The organism is Citrobacter sp. CFNIH10, from assembly GCF_002934585.1.
GTDB classification, from domain to species: domain Bacteria; phylum Pseudomonadota; class Gammaproteobacteria; order Enterobacterales; family Enterobacteriaceae; genus Citrobacter_A; species Citrobacter_A amalonaticus.
In genome coordinates this window covers 204,892-225,049 of record NZ_CP026216.1, presented here as the reverse complement: position 1 = coordinate 225,049, position 20,158 = coordinate 204,892, and the positions used below count along the sequence as shown (strand labels likewise).

The following is a 20,158-nucleotide window of genomic DNA, read 5'->3' as shown; positions in this document are numbered from 1 at the left end:
TTCGTTATCCCACGCCACTCATCGCATCGCCCAGATGGAAAATCGGTAAATACATCGCCACGACCAGTGTGCCGATGATAAGCCCTGTAATCACCAGCAGCGCGGGTTCCAGTAGTGCCGCCAGGTTGTCAGCCATCGCCTGAGTATGTTCATCATGATGACGGGCAAGGCTGCGCAACATGATATCCAGCGAGCCAGAGGCTTCTCCGGTCCTGACCAGTTGCAGACATAATGGGCTAAATTCTTCCGCATTTTTGAGTGCCTGCCAGACGGGCACACCGGTACTGATATCGTGCTGTACCTGGGCCAGGCGCAGTGCCCAGTAAGGGCACTGAATCGTCTCTTTCACACTCTCAAGCGCGGGTAAAAATGGGATCCCCGCCGTCTGCGTTAGCGCGAGGATGGTAAAAATTTGTGTGAGCTTCTGACCCCTTATCAACTGGCCCATCACGGGCATGCGGAGTAATCCTCTCTGGCGCAGCATTTGCCAGCCGGGCTTTCGGCTCAGCAGGCTGTTGGTTGCAATTAGCATGACGAGTATCAGGACAATCAGCTCACTCCAGCGTTGACTCCAGTCGGCAAACGCGATGATCCCCTGAGTGAGAGCAGGTAGCGGCGTGTTAAAGGTCCGGTAAATGGTGGCAAATTCAGGCAGGACAAAGTGGAGCATCGCCACCACCACCATGACCGCCATCGTTAAAATAATGATGGGGTAGCGCAGTGCTTTTTTGACCTTATCGGTTAACTGTTTTTGCGCCTTCTGCTGCCGGGCGAGTTCAAAGCAGCATTCATCCAGTTTCCCGGTTAACTCTCCGGTGCGTATCATCGCCTGATACAGCGGTGGAAACACGTCAGGCCACTGCGCCAGCGCGCTGGAGAGCGGCGTACCGTGTTCCAGTTCGTTTGCAAGGCTCCCTAACAGGGCTTGCCACTGCTTGCTTGGTTGCTGTCCGGCAAGCAATTCCAGCCCTTCAGACAACGTTAGCCCCGCTTTTAGCAGCGTAGCGAGCTGGTGAATCACTTCCGTGGATTTGTCATGGCGCCAGAGCGCACGCTTTACGCGTAAGGATTTCACGCGCAAAGGTATTATCTGATGCTGTTCAAGTTCCTGCATCAACACGAGTCGGTTTTCCGCCCAACGGGTTCCCTCTCCGGGCAGGCCATCGTGATTCATTCCCTGCCAGTACCACAGCTTTTTAGTGATCATCTGGCATACCCAGAATGCGCACCAGTTCCTCAAACGTCGTCAGCCCTTGATCGACGGCGCGGCATCCGCTTTCAAAGAGCGTGCTCATTCCTGCCTGTTTTGCATGGGCTTCCAGCGTTGCGGCTGAGGCGTCGTTGGCAATCTGATGACGCAGTTCAGCGGTGATCGCAAGTAATTCAAACAACGCTGCACGACCATAGAAGCCGTGATAGCAGTGTTCGCAGCCAACCGCCTGCCAGCGGGGTAGCGGCGTTGGGTACCATGCGGGCGGTAAGCGAAGGGGATCGTCACTCAGCCGTCGACAGTGCGGACACAGTTTTCTGACCAGCCGTTGCGCGACCACTAAGGTTAACGCGGAAGAGAGCATCCAGCGCGCCACCCCCATCTGCTGTAAGCGTACCAGCGCTTCGCAGGTTGAGTTGGTATGCAGCGTGGAAAGCACCAGATGCCCGGTCTGTGCGGCCTTAATAGCAATTTCTGCGGTTTCGCCGTCGCGGATCTCACCTACCATGATGACATCCGGATCCTGGCGTAGCAGTGCCCGCAAGACGCCCTGAAAGGTCAGCCCGGCACGGGGATGGATCTGCGTCTGATTGATACCGTCGAGGGGAATCTCCACCGGATCCTCAACACTGCACAGATTCACCTCCGGTGCGTTTCGCGTTTGCAGCGCGCTATAAAGCGTTACCGTTTTACCGCTACCCGTGGGGCCAGTGACGAGGATCAGCCCCTGAGGTTGTTGCAGGGCGTGGAGGAAGGTAGAGAGTTGCGTGTCGTGCATACCCAGCGTGCAGGCATCCAGTGCCTGATTTACCTGATGCAGCAACCGTAGCACTACCTTTTCGCCATAACGACAGGGAAGGGTGGCGATACGAAACGAGACGGCAGCGCCGTTCAACTCAATGGTAAATTGCCCGTCCTGCGGCAAGCGGTGTTCCGCGATATCCAGATGGCTTAACACTTTCAAACGTGCTGTCAGGGCGATACCGGTCTCTTTGGCGATATTGGGTAAGCTATGTAGCACGCCGTCCACGCGTAAGCGGAGACGGACGTGATGCTCTGCAGGTTCTATGTGGATATCTGAGGCCCGTTTCGCCAGCGCGCTTTGTAATGTGTTATCCAGTAAAACCGCCGCGTTGACGCTGCTCTCAGGCACCACGGACGGCAGCGCGGGTGAGGCGTGATGCTGGTGTTGCTCCATTTGCTGGCGCGTCCAGCAGGCAATCTCAATGCGGCGAGTCGTGGCAAAATGCAGGGCGTCCAGCAGTTCATGAGAAGGGGCATCTTCGACGGCAATGTGTACCACATCGTTATTGGCATCAAGTAATATCCCCTGGTAGCGCTGGCACAGCGCGCTGAGTTGCGTCGTGTTCATGGCGCTTCCTTAATGGCTATCGAAGCGAAAGACGTCTTCGCAGGCCTGTTTTAACGCGCTGTCATTCTGGATGTTGCAGTTACGCGTCCAGCCCGTAATGCCTTCTGCTTTGTCCCACCCAGGGGTCATGATGACGCTAAGCCCGTTCAGACTTTCCTGGCCAGTAAGCGAAACCACCCCATTTTCGACGCTCATTCCTGAGACATAGCGCGTTGTTGTGGGAGAGGGAATCCCGTTGACGCTTGCGTCGCAGGTGTCTGTACCACCATGCTCCAGGGCGCAGAGTTCTACAGCAGTGCGGTAGGGGACAAAGGTTTGCAGCATATCCGTTAGCGCCGCTTTGCGCAGATAGTTCTGATAGGCCGGAATGCCGATGGCGCTGAGGATGGCAATAATGCCGATCACCACCATCAGTTCAATAAGGGTAAATCCGCGTTGTTTATCCATTGTTCGCTCCTTGAGTGAGTGGACGTCACTTTGGCAAACGCCGGCACGCCAGGCGAGCAGCAAAAAATGAATCAGGAAGGCGGGTTCAGAGGAATGTTATCGGTTTGCAGTCGCAAGCAATGAGATTGCGAGGCTCGACGAGGATTTTAGTGATTGAAAGGAATAAACAGGCCCGATAAGCAGCGCGTTATCAGGCCGTATAATGATTACGCGTTAGCGAAGCGCATGGACAGGTCCAGCGCCCGGAGATGCTTGGTTAGCGCACCCACGGAGATAAAATCGACGCCAGTTTCGGCAAATTCCCGCAGCGTTTCGTTGGTCACGTTGCCGGAAACTTCCAGGCGCGCCTGGCCGTTGGTCCGTTTTACCGCCTCACGCATCTGTTCCGTTTCAAAGTTATCCAGCATGATGATGTCGGCACCGGCTTTCAGCGCGTCGTCCAGTTCATCGAGGTTTTCAACTTCGACTTCTACAGGCACATCCGGATGCAGCCAGAAGGCTTTCTCCACCGCCTGACGCACGGAACCAGACGCAATAATGTGGTTCTCTTTGATTAGGAAGGCATCCGAAAGCCCCAGGCGATGATTCGCGCCGCCACCGCAGAGTACGGCATATTTCAGCGCGGTACGCAGCCCAGGCAGGGTTTTACGTGTATCCAGCAGTTGGGTCTTTGTGCCCTCCAGGATATCAACGTACTTACGCACTTCGCTGGCGACACCTGACAGGGTCTGCACGAAGTTCAGCGCGGTACGCTCGCCGGTCAGTAACACGCGCGAGGGACCGTCCAGCTCAAACAGCGGTTGGTTCGCCTTGATGCTGTCGCCGTCTTCGACATGCCAGGTGATGCTGACATCGTCGCCAGCCAGTTGAATAAAGACCTCTTCAACCCAGCGTTTGCCACAAAATACGCCGTCTTCACGGGTGATGACCGTGGCATGAGAACGGCTGTTCTCCGGTAAAAGTTGAGCCGTAATATCGTTGCTGGCATCCACTTCACCGCCTAAATCTTCGCGCAGCGCCTGGGCGACAACGTTTGGGATATCCAGGTTAATACGTTCCAACAGCGCGTCACGTCGGTAGTCAGGGTTATAGCGGCGAGGCGGCATGATAAAACTCCAAATTGCTAACGAATCATAAGGTAGAAACATGCTACTCTGAAGCGGCTATAAGCACCACTCAAAAGGAGATTCAGCATGTTGTTAGACAAGGGCTGGCTGGCGGAAGCGCGACGCGTTCCTTCTCCGCACCACGATTGCCGCCCGGATGATGAAGTCCCTTCTTTACTGGTGGTGCACAATATCAGCCTGCCGCCCGGCGAGTTTGGCGGTCCGTGGATTGACGCACTATTCACTGGAACAATTGATCCCAATGCCCATCCCTTTTTTGCCGAAATCGCGCATCTTCGCGTTTCCGCTCATTGTCTGATTCGCCGTGATGGCGAAATCGTTCAGTATGTTCCTTTTGATAAGCGAGCATGGCATGCCGGCGTGTCGAATTATCATGGACGTGAACGCTGCAATGATTTTTCGATTGGTATTGAGCTGGAAGGGACTGATACGCTGGCCTACACCGATGTCCAGTACCAACAACTGGCTGCCATCACGCGTGCATTAATAAAGATTTACCCGGCCGTTGCCGAAAACATAACCGGACACTGTGATATTGCGCCTGAGCGTAAGACCGATCCCGGTCCGGCTTTTGACTGGGCAAAGTTTCGCGCCCTGGTCACCGCCTCGTCAGATAAGGAGATGACATGACGCTATTTACGACATTACTGGTGCTGCTTGTCGAGCGCCTGTTTAAGCTGGGCGAACACTGGCAGTTCGATCACCGTTTAGAAACTTTTTTTCGCCGGGTCAAACGCTTCTCAATGGCGCGTACGCTCGGGATGATGATCATCGCAATGGTGGTCACATTCCTGTTGCTGCGAGCGCTCGATGGACTGCTGTTTAATGTGCCAACGATTGTGGCGTGGATCCTGATTGGGTTGCTGTGCATTGGCGCGGGCAAAGTGCGGATGCACTATCACGCTTACCTTAACGCGGCGTCTCGCGATGATGCGCATGCCCGAACGGCGATGGCCAGCGAACTGACGTTGATTCATGGCGTTCCACCGGATTGCAATGAGCGTGAGTTTTTGCGTGAACTGCAAAATGCGCTGCTGTGGATTAACTTCCGTTTCTATATCGCACCGCTGTTCTGGCTGATCGTCGGTGGTCCATGTGGACCGGTACTGCTGGTGGGCTATGCCTTCCTGCGTTCGTGGCAGTCCTGGCTGGCGCGTTACCAGACGCCGCATGAGCGCTTACAGTCCGGCATCGATGCCATTCTTCATGTTCTGGACTGGATCCCGGTGCGTCTGGCGGGCGTGGTGTATGCCCTGATCGGTCATGGAGAAAAAGCGTTGCCCGCGTGGTTTGCCTCTCTGGCGGATCTGCGTACTTCGCAATATCAGGTGTTAACACGCCTGGCGCAGTTCTCGCTGGCGCGTGAGTCGCATACCGATAAGGTTGAAACGCCAAAAGCGGCCGTTTCCATGGCGAAGAAAACGTCGTTTGCCTTAGTGGTGGTGATTGCCGTGCTCACCATTTATGGCACGTTGATTTAACGTCCTGGCAGGACGCCCGGTAAGTTGCGTGTTACCGGGCAATGATGTTAAAGCGTATCTGCGGGCGGGATGCCGAAGTCTGGCATTCCGTGGTCATCCCAGTGAATCAGCTTCAGACGGGTATGCCGATTGGGATCGTAGAGCGGATCGCCTTCAATTTCGGTGTAGTTACGCGCGTGATACACCAGCACGTCATCGCCTTCCGGCGTTTGGGTAAAGCTGTTGTGCCCGGGTCCATACTGGCGATTTTCATTGCTGGTGGTAAACACCGGCCGCGGGGATTTATGCCAGTTTGCCGGATTCAGCGGATCGGCGTGAATATCAATCCATAACAGTCCCATGCAGTAATTTTCATCCGTGGCGCTGGCGGAGTAGCTGATAAACAGCCTGTCACCGTGGGTTAATACTGCCGGACCTTCGTTGACCCAAAAACCCCGACACTCCCAGTCGTACTCCGGTTTGCTGAGCATCACCGGCTGGCCTTTAATCGTCCAGGGATTTTCCAACTCCGCCAGATAAATGTTGGAGTTACCGGCGATATCTGGGGATTTTTGCGCCCACAGATACCACTGTTTTCCCTGATGGTGGAATGTTGTGGCATCGAGTGCAAAGGTATCAAACGGTGTTTTCACCTGACCCTTTTCGACCCAGTTGCTGGTGAGCGGATCGGGATCTGTACACTCCAGCGCGTACATCCGATGCTGAAACATGCCCAGTTTGTCGAGCGCCTGAGTAGGCGCGGCGGCAAAGTAGATGACCCATCTACCATCGAGGTGATGAATTTCCGGTGCCCAGATCAGCTCGCTCATCGGGCCGTGTTCGGGTTTGCGCCAGACGACAACGGGTGACGCTGTACGTAATCCTTCCAGCGAATCCGCCCGCCGGATTTCCAGTCGGTCGTACTCTGGCACTGAGGCAATAAAGTAATAGTCGCTGCCGTCGCGCAGGATAAACGGATCGGCGCGTTGTTCAATAAACGGGTTAGGCCAGTTTTGCATCAGGCTTTCCTTACGGTTTCAGTGGCTTTCAGTTCCTGATAATCATTGAGTTCGCGGTAGTTAGCGCGGCGTTTTTCCAGATCGTCCTGAATCTGTTTCATCAGTTCGCGGTCGACTTTCAACAGACGCACCACGCCGGCGGTAATCAGGTAGCCGACTCCCGGAATCACGGTAAAGAGCAGCATGATGCCGTTGATCGCGGAGTCGCTTTGCGCTTTCGCCCCGGCATCGTAGCCGTACCACGAGAGCAGAAAGCCAACCATCGCCCCGGCAATCGCCAGACCGAGTTTCAGGAAGAACAGGTTGCCGGAAAAGCTTATGCCGGTAATGCGCTTGCCGGTTTTCCATTCGCCGTAGTCGTCAACGTCTGCCATCAGCGACCAGTGCAGCGGCGACGGGATTTGGTGCAAAATGTTAAGCAGGAAGTAGAGAACGACAATCATCATCGTGGCTTTGGGATCGAAGAAGTAAAACGCGCAGGAGAAAAGGGCCAGCGCGATGTTGGTCCAGAAGAAAACCTTTAGCTTGCACCAGCGGTCGGTCAGCACTTTCGCCAACACGCTACCGATCATCATGCCGACCACGCCGAGACTGATAAAGATCGTGGCGAAATGGGTGCTTTGTCCCATGACCCAGGTGACGTAGTACATGGTTGCCGCCATACGGATAAAGCCCGGACAGACGTTGCACAGCGTCAGCAGCAGTATGCGTACCCACTGATCGTTCTTCCACACGTCTTTGAAGTCGTTTTTCATGTCATCGTGCGTGGGAACGGCAGGGCGCACACGTTCACGAACGGTGGCAAAGCAGAACAGGAACATACACATGCCGATAATGGCCAGCACGGTCATCGCCAGTTGATAGCCCTTCGCTTTGTTGTCGCCGCCAAACCAGTCGACCATTGGCAGTAGAGTGAGCGACAGCAGCAACGTCGCGATACCGACCAGTACAAAGCGGTAAGACTGGCAGGCCACGCGTTCTTTCGGATCGTTGGTGATCACGCCGCCCAATGAGCAATAAGGAATGTTGATCGCCGTATAAGTAATCGACAGCAGGAAGTATGTGACAAACGCATAGATAACCTTGCTGCTATAAGTCCACTCCGGGGTGGTGAACATCAGAATGCTGAACAGCGCGTAAGGGAAGGCAATCCACAATAACCATGGACGAAAACGGCCATATTTGCTTTGGGTTCGGTCAGCAATAGCGCCCATAATGGGGTCAGTAACGGCGTCGATCACGCGTACTGACAGTAATAACACCCCTACCAGAGCCGGGGCGAGACCAAAAACATCCGTATAAAAATAGTTAACAAACAGCATGATAGCGCCAAAGATGATGTTGCATCCGGCATCGCCCATGCCATAACCAATCTTTTCTCTTACCGACAGCTTACCTGTATCCATTGAGATGTCTCCCCATCAAGGTGATGGAAAGAATTATTCGTCTGTAAGCCTTTAATTGCGTTGCAGGATAGCGCCGCTGATATGGACGAAATGGCTGTTGGGGAGAAAGTGTGAGGCAGGTAACAACCCTCACCCATGACGGGTGAGGGTTCAAGGAATTAATGGGCTTTCGCCGTCTTCGCGGATTTCTGTTTGCACAGATAACCGATGCCAAGAACAACCAGCCATACCGGGATCAGGTAAACCGAAATCGCCATACCCGGCGTCATCAGCATAATTACCAGCACCGCCGCCATGAAGGCCAGACAGACCCAGTTACCCAGCGGGTAGAACAGTGCCGGGAAGCGGGTTTTCACTCCCTGTTGCTGCTTCGCTCGGCGGAATTTGATGTGCGCCAGACTGATCATCGCCCAGTTGATCACCAGTGCGGAGACCACCAGCGCCATCAGCAGGCCGAAGGCGGATTCTGGCGCCATGTAGTTGATCAATACGCACAGCGCCGTCACCAGCGCCGAAACGATGATGGTATTCACCGGCACGCCGCGTTTGTCGATAGTGAGCAGGATTTTCGGGGCGTTACCCTGTTGCGCCAGACCAAACAGCATGCGGCTGTTACAGTAAACGCAACTGTTGTATACCGACAGTGCCGCCGTCAGAACCACGATATTCAGCGCGTTCGCCACGAAGGTATCGCCCAGCTCGTGGAAGATTAGGACAAACGGGCTGGTGTCAGCGGTGACACGCGTCCACGGCAGCAGGGAAAGCAGAACGGCCAGTGAACCCACATAGAAAATCAGAATACGATAGATTACCTGGTTGGTGGCTTTGGGAATGCTCTGCTCTGGGTTATCGGCTTCAGCTGCGGTGATACCGACCAGCTCGAGCCCGCCGAAAGAGAACATGATGATCGCCATCATCATTACCAGCCCGGTCATGCCATGAGGCAGGAAGCCGCCCTGTTCCCACAGGTTACGCACGGTCGCCTGCGGGCCGCCGTTGCCGCTGAACAGCAGCCAGCCGCCGAACAGGATCATCGCGACCACGGCGATGACTTTGATGATCGCAAACCAGAACTCCATCTCACCGAACACTTTTACGTTGGTCAGGTTGATGGCGTTGATCGCAATAAAGAAAACGGCTGCCGAAACCCAGGTGGGGATCTCCGGCCACCAGAACTGAATGTACTTGCCGACGGCGGTCAATTCCGCCATTGCAACCAGCACATACAGCACCCAATAGTTCCAGCCCGATGCAAATCCCGCAAAACTCCCCCAGTACTTGTAGGCAAAGTGACTGAATGAACCGGCGACCGGCTCCTCAACCACCATTTCACCCAACTGACGCATAATAAGGAAGGCAATAAAACCGGCTATCGCATAACCCAGAATAATACCGGGGCCAGCGGACTGAATTACGGAGGCGCTTCCCAGGAACAGGCCTGTTCCTATCGCGCCGCCCAGCGCGATAAGCTGGATATGGCGGTTCTTAAGGCCGCGCTTTAGCTGCTCGCCGTGCTGCTGACTGTCCATCATGAAACCTCGTGAGTGGTTTACCCTTCAGTACCCGGCCGCGTGACGGCGACCGGGCAATTTGAGTAATTATTATTTGTCCTACGCAGAGATGCGTGTAAGTTTGCAATTCCGTCTGTTGTATTATTATGTTTACAGCAATGAATTTTAAAATGTCGCCGAAACTCTTTTGTCCGGAACAGAATAATGGTATGTGGCAGGGAATGCACCTGCTTTGTGAATGGATGATGACGAGTTGAATAAAAAGAGAGCAGTTGTCTATCCCGCCTCTTATTCCCTGATAACACTTCTGTAAGATATAAAGTGATTACCTATACATAAAATATGCATAAAAATGCATCTGAATCGGTTCAACCAGGATTTTTCTTCGTTTCAATAAGGTTAAAACTACCTCGCGGGTGGTAAATTTAACATTTGTGCATAGTTACATGTTTGAAACGATATTTCTGTGATGTTGTTAAAATGTGCCTGCTTTACTGATTTCAATCAAAACCTGTATGGACATAAGGTGAATACTTTGTTACTTTAGCGTCACAGATATGAAATTGGTAAGACCAATTGACTTCGGGCAAATGGCTTAAGACAGGACATCATGGCCTACAGCAAAATCCGCCAACCAAAATTATCCGATGTGATTGAGCAACAGCTGGAGTTTTTGATTCTTGAGGGCACACTACGCCCGGGCGAAAAACTCCCACCGGAACGCGAACTGGCGAAACAGTTCGACGTCTCCCGTCCCTCTTTGCGTGAGGCGATTCAACGTCTCGAAGCGAAGGGATTGCTGCTTCGTCGCCAGGGCGGCGGCACTTTTGTTCAGAGTAGCCTGTGGCAGAGCTTTAGCGATCCACTGGTAGAACTGCTCTCCGACCATCCTGAATCCCAGTTTGACCTGCTTGAGACGCGCCATGCGCTGGAAGGCATTGCTGCATACTACGCAGCGTTGCGCAGTACGGATGAAGACAAAACACGTATTCGCGAATTGCATCATGCCATTGAACTGGCGCAAGAGTCGGGTGACCGCGATGCCGAGTCCGATGCGGTCCTCCAGTATCAAATTGCTGTCACCGAAGCTGCGCACAATGTGGTGTTACTTCATCTGCTAAGGTGTATGGAGCCCATGCTGGCCCAGAACGTACGTCAGAACTTCGAGTTGCTCTATTCGCGTCGCGAGATGCTTCCGCTGGTGAGTGGTCACCGCACCCGTATTTTCGAAGCGATTATTGCCGGTAAGCCAGAAGAGGCGCGTGAAGCATCACATCGCCATCTGGCATTTATCGAAGAGATACTGCTCGACCGCAGCCGTGAGGAGAGCCGTCGTGAACGCGCCTTACGTCGTCTGGAGCAGCGAAAGAATTAGTGATTTTTCTGGTAGCTCGTTAACCAGAAGATGTTGTAAATCAAGCGCTAATGAATGAAAAGCGCGGCAACTAAACGCAGAACCTGTCTTATTGCACTTTTAGTTGTTCAAAATAATTCGGCTTGTATCGCAGCGGCAAGCGCGCGAGTCGCCAGGAGCATAGTGAACTATGTGACTGGCGCAAGGAAGCGCAGCCAACAAAGAGACAACCTGAAGAATGAAGAACAAAGAGCGCAATGGGACAGGTTCCAGATAACTCAACGTATTAGATAGATAAGGAATACCCCCATGTCAGAACGTTTCCCAAATGACGTGGATCCGATCGAAACTCGCGACTGGCTACAGGCGATCGAATCGGTCATCCGTGAAGAAGGTGTTGAGCGCGCTCAGTATCTGATTGACCAGCTTCTTTCTGAAGCCCGCAAAGGCGGCGTGAAAGTAGCGGCAGGTACAGGGGCAAGCAATTACATCAACACTATTGCCGTTGAAGATGAGCCGGAATATCCGGGCAATCTGGAGCTGGAGCGTCGTATTCGTTCTGCTATCCGTTGGAACGCCATCATGACCGTGCTGCGTGCGTCTAAAAAAGACCTCGAGCTGGGCGGCCACATGGCATCCTTCCAGTCTTCTGCGACCGTGTACGATGTGTGCTTCAACCACTTCTTCCGTGCCCGCAATGAGCAGGATGGCGGCGACCTGGTGTACTTCCAGGGCCACATCTCCCCGGGCATTTACGCACGTGCATTCCTGGAAGGCCGTCTGACTGAAGAGCAGATGGACAATTTCCGTCAGGAAGTTCATGGCAATGGCCTGTCTTCCTACCCGCACCCGAAACTGATGCCAGAATTCTGGCAGTTCCCGACCGTTTCTATGGGTCTGGGCCCAATCGGTGCGATCTATCAGGCTAAGTTCCTGAAATATCTGGAACACCGTGGCCTGAAAGACACCTCTAAACAGACCGTTTACGCTTTCCTCGGCGACGGTGAGATGGACGAGCCGGAATCCAAGGGTGCTATCACCATTGCGACCCGTGAAAAACTGGATAACCTGGTCTTCGTCATCAACTGTAACCTGCAGCGTCTGGACGGCCCGGTCACCGGTAACGGCAAAATCGTTAACGAGCTGGAAGGTATCTTCGAAGGTGCTGGCTGGAACGTAATCAAAGTGATGTGGGGCGGTCGTTGGGATGAGCTGCTGCGTAAAGACACCAGCGGTAAACTGATCCAACTGATGAACGAAACCGTTGACGGCGACTACCAGACCTTCAAATCCAAAGATGGCGCATACGTTCGTGAGCATTTCTTCGGTAAATATCCGGAAACCGCAGCACTGGTTGCCGACTGGACTGATGAGCAGATCTGGGCGCTGAACCGTGGTGGTCACGATCCGAAGAAAGTCTACGCTGCACTGAAAAAAGCGCAGGAAACCAAAGGCAAAGCCACCGTCATCCTGGCCCATACCATCAAAGGTTATGGCATGGGTGACACCGCCGAAGGTAAAAACATCGCTCACCAGGTGAAGAAAATGAACATGGATGGCGTGCGCTACATTCGCGACCGTTTCAATGTTCCGGTTACTGACGAGCAGGTTGAAAAACTGTCTTACATTACCTTCCCGGAAGGTTCTGAAGAGCACAAATACCTGCACGAACGCCGCCAGGCGCTGCACGGCTACCTGCCGAGCCGTCAGCCGAACTTCACTGAGAAGCTGGAACTGCCGACCCTGGAAGACTTCGGCGCGCTGCTGGAAGAGCAGAACAAAGAAATCTCTACGACCATCGCTTTCGTTCGTGCCCTGAACGTGATGCTGAAGAACAAATCGATCAAAGATCGTCTGGTTCCGATCATCGCCGACGAAGCGCGTACTTTCGGTATGGAAGGTCTGTTCCGTCAGATTGGTATTTACAGCCCGAACGGCCAGCAGTACACCCCGCAGGACCGTGAACAGGTTGCGTACTACAAAGAAGACGAGAAAGGTCAGATTCTGCAGGAAGGGATCAACGAGCTGGGCGCAGGGTCTTCCTGGCTGGCCGCGGCGACTTCCTATAGCACCAACGATCTGCCGATGATTCCGTTCTACATCTACTACTCCATGTTCGGTTTCCAGCGTATCGGCGACCTGTGCTGGGCAGCAGGTGACCAACAGGCGCGTGGCTTCCTGATTGGCGGGACGTCTGGTCGTACAACGCTGAACGGTGAAGGTCTGCAGCACGAAGATGGTCACAGCCATATTCAGTCTCTGACTATCCCGAACTGTATCTCTTACGATCCGTCTTACGCCTACGAAGTTGCAGTCATCATGCACGATGGTCTGGAGCGTATGTACGGTGAAAAACAAGAGAACGTTTACTACTACATCACCACGCTGAACGAAAACTACCACATGCCAGCCATGCCGGAAGGTGCTGAGGAAGGTATCCGTAAAGGTATCTACAAACTCGAAACCCTGGAAGGTAGCAAAGGTAAAGTTCAGCTGCTGGGCTCCGGTTCTATCCTGCGTCACGTTCGTGAAGCGGCAGAGATCCTGGCGAAAGACTACGGCGTGGGTTCTGACGTGTACAGCGTCACCTCCTTCACCGAACTGGCACGTGATGGTCAGGACTGTGAACGCTGGAACATGCTGCACCCACTGGAAACCCCGCGCGTTCCGTACATCGCTCAGGTGATGAACGACGCGCCGGCTGTAGCATCAACTGACTATATGAAACTGTTTGCCGAACAGGTTCGTACTTATGTACCGGCTGATGATTATCGCGTACTGGGTACCGACGGTTTCGGTCGCTCTGACAGCCGTGAAAACCTGCGTCACCACTTCGAAGTGGATGCTTCCTACGTGGTAGTCGCGGCACTGGGCGAACTGGCTAAACGTGGCGAAATCGATAAGAAAGTGGTTGCGGATGCAATTACCAAATTCAACATCGATGCAGAAAAAGTTAACCCGCGTCTGGCGTAAGAGGTAAAAGAATAATGGCTATCGAAATCAAAGTACCGGACATCGGGGCAGATGAAGTTGAAATCACCGAGATCCTGGTCAAAGTAGGCGACAAGGTAGAAGCCGAACAGTCGCTGATCACCGTAGAAGGCGATAAAGCCTCTATGGAAGTCCCGTCTCCGCAGGCTGGTGTTGTTAAAGAGATTAAAGTCTCTGTTGGCGACAAAACCGAGACTGGCAAATTGATCATGATTTTCGATTCCGCTGACGGTGCAGCAGCCGCTGCACCTGCTCCGGCAGAAGAGAAGAAAGAAGCCGCTCCGGCAGCAGCACCTGCAGTTGCAGCAGCGAAAGACGTCCATGTACCCGACATCGGCGGTGACGAAGTTGAAGTGACTGAGATCATGGTCAAAGTGGGCGATACCGTTGCCGCTGAACAGTCCCTGATCACCGTAGAAGGCGACAAAGCTTCTATGGAAGTGCCGGCGCCGTTCGCCGGTACCGTTAAAGAGATCAAGATCAACACCGGCGACAAAGTGTCTACCGGCTCCCTGATCATGGTCTTCGAAGTGGCGGGTGCTGCACCTGCTGCCGCGCCTGCACAGGCCGCTGCTCCGGCCCCGGCTGCTGCACCAGCAGCCACTGGCGCGAAAGACGTTAACGTACCGGATATCGGCGGTGACGAAGTTGAAGTGACCGAAGTGATGGTGAAAGTGGGCGATAAAGTGGCCGCTGAGCAATCACTGATCACCGTTGAAGGCGACAAAGCTTCTATGGAAGTGCCGGCGCCGTTCGCGGGTACCGTTAAAGAAATCAAGATCAGCACCGGCGATAAAGTGAAAACCGGCTCTCTGATTATGGTCTTCGAAGTGGAAGGCGCAGCACCTGCTGCTGCCGCGCCACAGCAGGCTGCCGCACCGGCTCCAGCCGCTGCATCTGCATCTGCACCTGCGCCAGCTGCCGCTGCTCCGGCCGCAAAAGCTGAAGGCAAATCTGAGTTTGCTGAGAACGATGCTTACGTTCATGCGACCCCACTGATTCGCCGTCTGGCGCGCGAGTTCGGCGTGAACCTGGCGAAAGTGAAGGGCACAGGCCGTAAAGGTCGTATCTTGCGCGAAGACGTTCAGGCTTACGTGAAAGACGCTATCAAGCGTGCGGAAGCTGCTCCGGCAGCCGCAGCAGGTGGCGGTATCCCGGGCATGCTGCCATGGCCGAAAGTCGACTTCAGCAAGTTTGGTGAAATCGAAGAAGTGGAACTGGGCCGCATTCAGAAAATCTCTGGTGCTAACCTGAGCCGTAACTGGGTGATGATCCCGCACGTTACCCACTTCGACAAAACCGATATCACCGACCTGGAAGCGTTCCGTAAACAGCAGAACGCTGAGGCTGAGAAGCGCAAACTGGACGTGAAATTCACCCCAGTGGTCTTCATCATGAAAGCGGTTGCTGCGGCTCTGGAACAGATGCCACGCTTCAACAGCTCCTTGTCCGAAGACGGCCAGCGCCTGACGCTGAAGAAATACATCAACATCGGTGTGGCGGTAGATACCCCGAATGGTCTGGTGGTTCCGGTCTTTAAAGACGTGAACAAGAAGAGCGTGACCGAGCTGTCTCGTGAACTGACGGCTATCTCTAAGAAAGCGCGTGACGGTAAGCTGACGGCTGGCGAAATGCAGGGCGGTTGCTTCACCATCTCCAGCATCGGCGGCCTGGGTACGACCCACTTTGCACCGATTGTGAACGCGCCTGAAGTCGCGATCCTTGGTGTCTCCAAGTCCGCGATGGAGCCAGTGTGGAATGGTAAAGAGTTCGTACCGCGTCTGATGATGCCGATCTCTCTGTCCTTCGACCACCGCGTGATTGACGGTGCTGATGGTGCGCGTTTCATTACCATCATTAACAATATGCTGTCTGACATTCGCCGCCTGGTGATGTAAGCAAAAAAGCCGGCCCGACGGCCGGCTTTTTTCTGGTAATCTCATGATGGTTTTGGGGTTATTAGTGCTAAAGATAAATCGTTGCCGTTTTGTTGTTTCAAAATTGTTAACAATTTTGTAAAATACGGACGGATAGAACGACCCGGTGGACGATGGGCGACAAGACCAGGGATCGCCGGAAATAAATTAAGAGGTCATGATGAGTACTGAAATCAAAACTCAGGTCGTGGTACTTGGGGCAGGCCCCGCAGGTTACTCTGCAGCCTTCCGTTGCGCTGATTTAGGTCTGGAAACCGTAATCGTTGAACGTTACAGCACCCTCGGTGGTGTTTGTCTGAACGTCGGCTGTATCCCTTCTAAAGCACTGCTGCACGTAGCCAAAGTTATCGAAGAGGCCAAAGCGCTGGCAGAACACGGTATCGTCTTCGGCGAGCCGAAAACCGATATCGACAAGATTCGTACCTGGAAAGAAAAAGTAATCACTCAGCTGACCGGCGGTCTGGCTGGCATGGCGAAAGGCCGTAAAGTGAAAGTGGTTACCGGTCTGGGTAAATTCACCGGGGCGAACACCCTGGAAGTGGAAGGTGAGAACGGTAAAACCGTGATCAACTTCGACAACGCGATTATCGCGGCGGGTTCCCGTCCGATCCAGTTGCCGTTCATTCCTCATGAAGATCCGCGCGTGTGGGATTCCACCGACGCCCTGGAACTGAAATCCGTACCGAAGCGTCTGCTGGTCATGGGTGGCGGTATCATCGGTCTGGAAATGGGTACTGTGTACCACGCGCTGGGTTCAGAGATTGACGTGGTTGAAATGTTCGACCAGGTTATCCCGGCGGCGGACAAAGATATCGTTAAAGTCTTCACCAAACGCATCAGCAAGAAATTCAACCTGATGCTGGAAACCAAAGTGACTGCCGTTGAAGCGAAAGAAGACGGTATTTACGTTTCCATGGAAGGCAAAAAAGCCCCTGCTGAAGCGCAGCGTTATGACGCCGTGCTGGTGGCAATCGGTCGTGTGCCGAACGGTAAAAACCTCGACGCTGGCAAAGCAGGCGTGGAAGTGGACGATCGTGGCTTCATCCGCGTTGACAAACAGCTGCGCACCAACGTGCCGCACATCTTTGCTATCGGCGATATCGTCGGTCAGCCGATGCTGGCGCACAAAGGGGTTCACGAAGGTCACGTTGCCGCTGAAGTTATCGCCGGCATGAAGCATTACTTCGATCCGAAAGTGATCCCATCCATTGCCTACACTGAACCAGAAGTGGCATGGGTAGGTCTGACCGAGAAAGAAGCGAAAGAGAAAGGCATCAGCTACGAAACCGCCACCTTCCCGTGGGCTGCTTCTGGCCGTGCTATCGCTTCCGACTGCGCAGACGGTATGACTAAACTGATTTTCGACAAAGAAACTCACCGCGTCATCGGTGGTGCGATTGTCGGTACCAACGGCGGCGAGCTGCTGGGTGAGATCGGTCTGGCAATCGAAATGGGCTGTGACGCTGAAGACATCGCGCTGACCATCCACGCGCACCCGACTCTGCACGAGTCCGTGGGCCTGGCGGCAGAAGTGTTCGAAGGTAGCATCACTGACCTGCCGAACGCAAAAGCGAAGAAGAAGAAATAATCTTCAGCCTTCCGGTAACGAAAAAGCGGCGTAAATGCCGCTTTTTTTATGCCTGCTACTCCACCGGCTTCCACGGCTCGTGTGGCGTAAATTTCTCTATGGCGATGGCTTTTAGCCCGCTATCTTCCCCTAAATTCGTCTGATACACCCGGTCGTCCTGACTTACCATGAAGCTCATCACACCCGTTTCGCCCCAGGTCACCGGCCAGGCAAGCAGCGCAAATCCTTTCGCGTTATCGCTGGCAATAATGCGGAAATAATAGCCGTGATACCCTTCGCCAGGTGACTCAGGACTGAAAGCCGGCCCTAAGGGACTGGGCGTTTCACCTGGTTTTACCGGCCAGTAGAGACCGTCCTGTTGACCTGCATGGCTGATAATTCGGCTGGCAAATGCTTGTTTGCGCTGCCAGTAGTCATACTGGGCGTCGACATAGGCACGCATGGCCTGTATCGCCGAGAGTTCATTGCGGCCAATCGTGCGCGTGAGGATCTCATCCTGCGCGGCAGACATATCAAAATGCCAGCCTTTACTCGCCTTCACGATGGGGATGGGCAACTGCCAGTTCTCCTGGCCGACGTTCAGGTGAGCGACGTTACCTTGTTGCACAATCTGGTGGCTGACTTTCCAGTCGCGGTTAAAGCGCGCAATGGCTTCGGGGTCCGCGCCTTCAGGGGGCAAAAACTGTCGCCAGTTATCGCCTAACAGGGTAGTCATTTGCGCATCGTTATTGTCGGCAATTGCACGGGCAAAAGAGCTGGCGGCCTCGTCTGGCGTGGCGAACATCTGCTGGGCGTAGCTCATTAACGGAAGCGAGAGCAGCAGGGTGCTTAACAGTACTTTTTTCATTATCGGCTCCCGTTAACGACGGCGAAATTCATGGTGTTCAGATGCGCGTTCGCGCATGTGGGCTCGTTGCTCATTACTGATGTTACTCAGACGGCGGCTTTCCTGACCGCGCTGCTGCTGCGATTGCCAGTTCGGCGAACGGCTGTCGTTACCGCTAAATACATTCGCATGGTTTTGCTGAAACGCCTGACGCTGCTGTGGCGAGGAGGATTCGACGCGCTGACGTACCGTCTCCCGCTGCGGTTGTGAAATCGGGCGTTGCTGCGCTTTGGCCCTGAGATCGTCACGATGCAGTTGTTGCGCTGTCGTAGTCGATTGTTTCAAGGTCTGTTGCGCATTCTGACGACGCGCGTTGTTGCTGTTGTCGTCATAGCCGCGATAGTTATTGCGTTGGGCAACCTGATTCAACTGTTGAGCGGCCGCTTTGCGCTGGGCATCACGCGTTGTGGCTGTCGGTTGCTGAGCCAGCGCTTTAGACGCATCCGGATGACGCTGTTGCAGTTGTGCCATCGCTGCCTGACGCTGGCTGTCGCGGGATGCCGTCGCAGCAGGCTGCTGTGTAGCACTGAGACCGCCGCTGACGTCGGTCGGGTGGAAACGCGGGGCAGTCGTGCCATTCTGATACGGAACGCCGCCGCGCCAGGCCGGGTTGTGCTGCCAGGTTATGTTCTGTGTTTTCAGATTCTGTCCGGAGATGCGGTTGAAGTTATCGACGTTGATATTGATGTTATCGCCATTGTGTTGATAACCGTGACCGTCGTGATGATCGTCATCATGATGGTGATCGTCATCGTGGTGATGATCGTCGTCATCCCAGTCGATATTGCTGAACAGCGCATAGGTGGTGGCGACGCCCAGGCTGTAGCCGAACCCTTTAACAAAACTGCCAGCGAACTGCTCGCCTGGCGTAGGCGGGAGATACACCGGCGGGTATGCGGTGTTGGGCCAGGTGCCATAAACCGTAGCGGGATTATAGCTGGGGACGTACACCACCTGCGGATCTGCAGGTTCAATTTTAATTACCGTGGAGGCTGGGGCGGCGGAAACGGCGCTGGATTTTGTTGCGGAGGAGATGGTTGAGGGGGCTGCCGCGACGCTCTTTTTCGGCGTGCTGGTCACTGTCTGCTGCGGCGTAGATTTCAGCGAGCCGGTCTGCTGGGCCAGTAAGCGCAAGCGTTGCACGGAGTCCATCACATCCTGCGGTTGCGCCAGAAACGCATCGCCGAGGTTTTGCACCCACTCCGTGTTTTCCCCCATCAGCGTCATGAGTTGCGGAAAGGCGACCAGCGACTTCACGCTGGGATCCCACGGCTGGTTTGCGACAGCCTGAATGGCGGTATCGCCTTGCCGTGTCGGATTATCGCGCGACCATTGTGCTGCCTGGACGACGTTAGCCGGATAGGTCGAGGCCATCAAAACTTGCGAAAGCAGCGGGTCCGGATAGAGGGCGATCGGCGCGACCCATTGATCGATTTGCGCCGTGGTAAAGCTCACTTTCGCAACGGGAGTCGCTTCGGCTGGCGCGAGCGGTTGCGCAGCGATGGGGGGCGTGGGCAGCGTAGGGGCTTCCGGTGTGCGGCTTTTGACATACAGCACGCCTGAAGCAGCGAGTAGTCCGGCGCTACAGAACAACGCAAGCACGTGGGGTTTAAAGGGCAACGTCATATTCTTACTCCCGATTTCCTGGAAATCGCAATGGTCGAAGTGCTGCCACCCGCAGGTGCAGTGTTGCGTGAGTATAAAGAGACGATAGTTTAATTTTTGACTAATCTTGGGATCGGTACAGTAGAGTGATTATAAGAATGCGAAATAGTGTGACGATTCGTAACAGCGATAAATTTCCCGCTTCTGAAATCGAAAAGGGCATTAGACCATCCTTAACGATTCAG

The 20,158-nt window shown here is 54.2% G+C and carries 15 protein-coding genes; 6 read left to right on the top strand and 9 right to left on the bottom strand.

Annotated elements, in window-relative coordinates; genetic code table 11:
* Nucleotides 1-4: 4 nt before the first annotated feature.
* The 4 genes from hofC to nadC form a co-directional block, all read right to left on the bottom strand.
* Complete coding sequence (hofC, locus tag C2U53_RS04365) at nucleotides 5-1,207, bottom strand: protein transport protein HofC (protein ID WP_104445664.1); 1,203 nt, start codon at nucleotides 1,205-1,207, stop codon at nucleotides 5-7.
* Nucleotides 1,197-2,582 (bottom strand): type II secretion system protein GspE, encoded by a 1,386-nt coding sequence (gene gspE / locus C2U53_RS04360; protein WP_104445663.1) that lies wholly within the window; start codon nucleotides 2,580-2,582, stop codon nucleotides 1,197-1,199. The genes hofC and gspE overlap by 11 nt, the downstream gene beginning before the upstream one ends.
* A gap of 9 nt (nucleotides 2,583-2,591) precedes the next feature.
* The gene (gene ppdD / locus C2U53_RS04355; protein ID WP_042997921.1) at nucleotides 2,592-3,029 is read right to left on the bottom strand and encodes a prepilin peptidase-dependent pilin; all 438 of its coding nucleotides are present in this window, start codon (nucleotides 3,027-3,029) and stop codon (nucleotides 2,592-2,594) included.
* A 206-nt stretch (nucleotides 3,030-3,235) separates the two neighbouring features.
* Complete coding sequence (gene nadC, locus C2U53_RS04350; RefSeq protein ID WP_044326651.1) at nucleotides 3,236-4,135, bottom strand: carboxylating nicotinate-nucleotide diphosphorylase; 900 nt, start codon at nucleotides 4,133-4,135, stop codon at nucleotides 3,236-3,238.
* Nucleotides 4,136-4,222: 87 nt separating this feature from the next.
* On the opposite strand from nadC, the gene ampD reads away from it, so the two are divergent.
* Together ampD and ampE are read left to right on the top strand one after the other, a co-directional pair.
* On the top strand, nucleotides 4,223-4,786 hold the full coding sequence (gene ampD, locus C2U53_RS04345; RefSeq protein WP_042997919.1) for a 1,6-anhydro-N-acetylmuramyl-L-alanine amidase AmpD: 564 nt from the start codon (nucleotides 4,223-4,225) through the stop codon (nucleotides 4,784-4,786).
* Nucleotides 4,783-5,637 carry a beta-lactamase regulator AmpE gene (ampE, locus tag C2U53_RS04340; protein WP_044255451.1) on the top strand — a complete coding sequence of 285 codons (855 nt, stop codon included), beginning with the start codon at nucleotides 4,783-4,785 and terminating at the stop codon, nucleotides 5,635-5,637. Before ampD ends, ampE begins: the two co-directional genes overlap by 4 nt.
* A 47-nt stretch (nucleotides 5,638-5,684) precedes the next feature.
* Here ampE and C2U53_RS04335 read toward each other — a convergent pair whose 3' ends face one another.
* The 3 genes from C2U53_RS04335 to aroP form a co-directional block, all read right to left on the bottom strand.
* A complete protein-coding gene (locus C2U53_RS04335) occupies nucleotides 5,685-6,635 on the bottom strand; it encodes a family 43 glycosylhydrolase (RefSeq protein WP_104445662.1) in 951 nt (316 codons plus the stop codon).
* Nucleotides 6,635-8,041 carry a glycoside-pentoside-hexuronide (GPH):cation symporter gene (locus tag C2U53_RS04330; RefSeq protein WP_044267419.1) on the bottom strand — a complete coding sequence of 469 codons (1,407 nt, stop codon included), beginning with the start codon at nucleotides 8,039-8,041 and terminating at the stop codon, nucleotides 6,635-6,637. Before C2U53_RS04330 ends, C2U53_RS04335 begins: the two co-directional genes overlap by 1 nt.
* Before the next feature lie 158 nt (nucleotides 8,042-8,199).
* Entirely contained in the window at nucleotides 8,200-9,573 is a 1,374-nt protein-coding gene (gene aroP / locus C2U53_RS04325; protein ID WP_086512694.1) for an aromatic amino acid transporter AroP, read from the bottom strand.
* 589 nt (nucleotides 9,574-10,162) lie between these two features.
* Here aroP and pdhR point away from each other — a divergent pair.
* From pdhR to lpdA, 4 genes are all read left to right on the top strand, one after another.
* Complete coding sequence (gene pdhR, locus C2U53_RS04320; RefSeq protein WP_042997914.1) at nucleotides 10,163-10,927, top strand: pyruvate dehydrogenase complex transcriptional repressor PdhR; 765 nt, start codon at nucleotides 10,163-10,165, stop codon at nucleotides 10,925-10,927.
* 288 nt (nucleotides 10,928-11,215) lie between these two features.
* Nucleotides 11,216-13,879, top strand: a complete 2,664-nt coding sequence (gene aceE, locus C2U53_RS04315) for a pyruvate dehydrogenase (acetyl-transferring), homodimeric type (protein WP_042997913.1) — start codon at nucleotides 11,216-11,218, stop codon at nucleotides 13,877-13,879.
* Between the two features lie 14 nt (nucleotides 13,880-13,893).
* Complete coding sequence (gene aceF, locus C2U53_RS04310) at nucleotides 13,894-15,795, top strand: pyruvate dehydrogenase complex dihydrolipoyllysine-residue acetyltransferase (protein WP_104445661.1); 1,902 nt, start codon at nucleotides 13,894-13,896, stop codon at nucleotides 15,793-15,795.
* A 199-nt stretch (nucleotides 15,796-15,994) separates the two neighbouring features.
* Nucleotides 15,995-17,422 carry a dihydrolipoyl dehydrogenase gene (gene lpdA / locus C2U53_RS04305; RefSeq protein WP_042997911.1) on the top strand — a complete coding sequence of 476 codons (1,428 nt, stop codon included), beginning with the start codon at nucleotides 15,995-15,997 and terminating at the stop codon, nucleotides 17,420-17,422.
* Nucleotides 17,423-17,477: 55 nt separating this feature from the next.
* Here lpdA and C2U53_RS04300 read toward each other — a convergent pair whose 3' ends face one another.
* Entirely contained in the window at nucleotides 17,478-18,269 is a 792-nt protein-coding gene (locus C2U53_RS04300; RefSeq protein ID WP_044267424.1) for a DUF2950 family protein, read from the bottom strand.
* Between the two features lie 12 nt (nucleotides 18,270-18,281).
* Nucleotides 18,282-19,934, bottom strand: a complete 1,653-nt coding sequence (locus C2U53_RS04295; RefSeq protein WP_104445660.1) for a DUF3300 domain-containing protein — start codon at nucleotides 19,932-19,934, stop codon at nucleotides 18,282-18,284.
* Nucleotides 19,935-20,158: the final 224 nt, after the last annotated feature.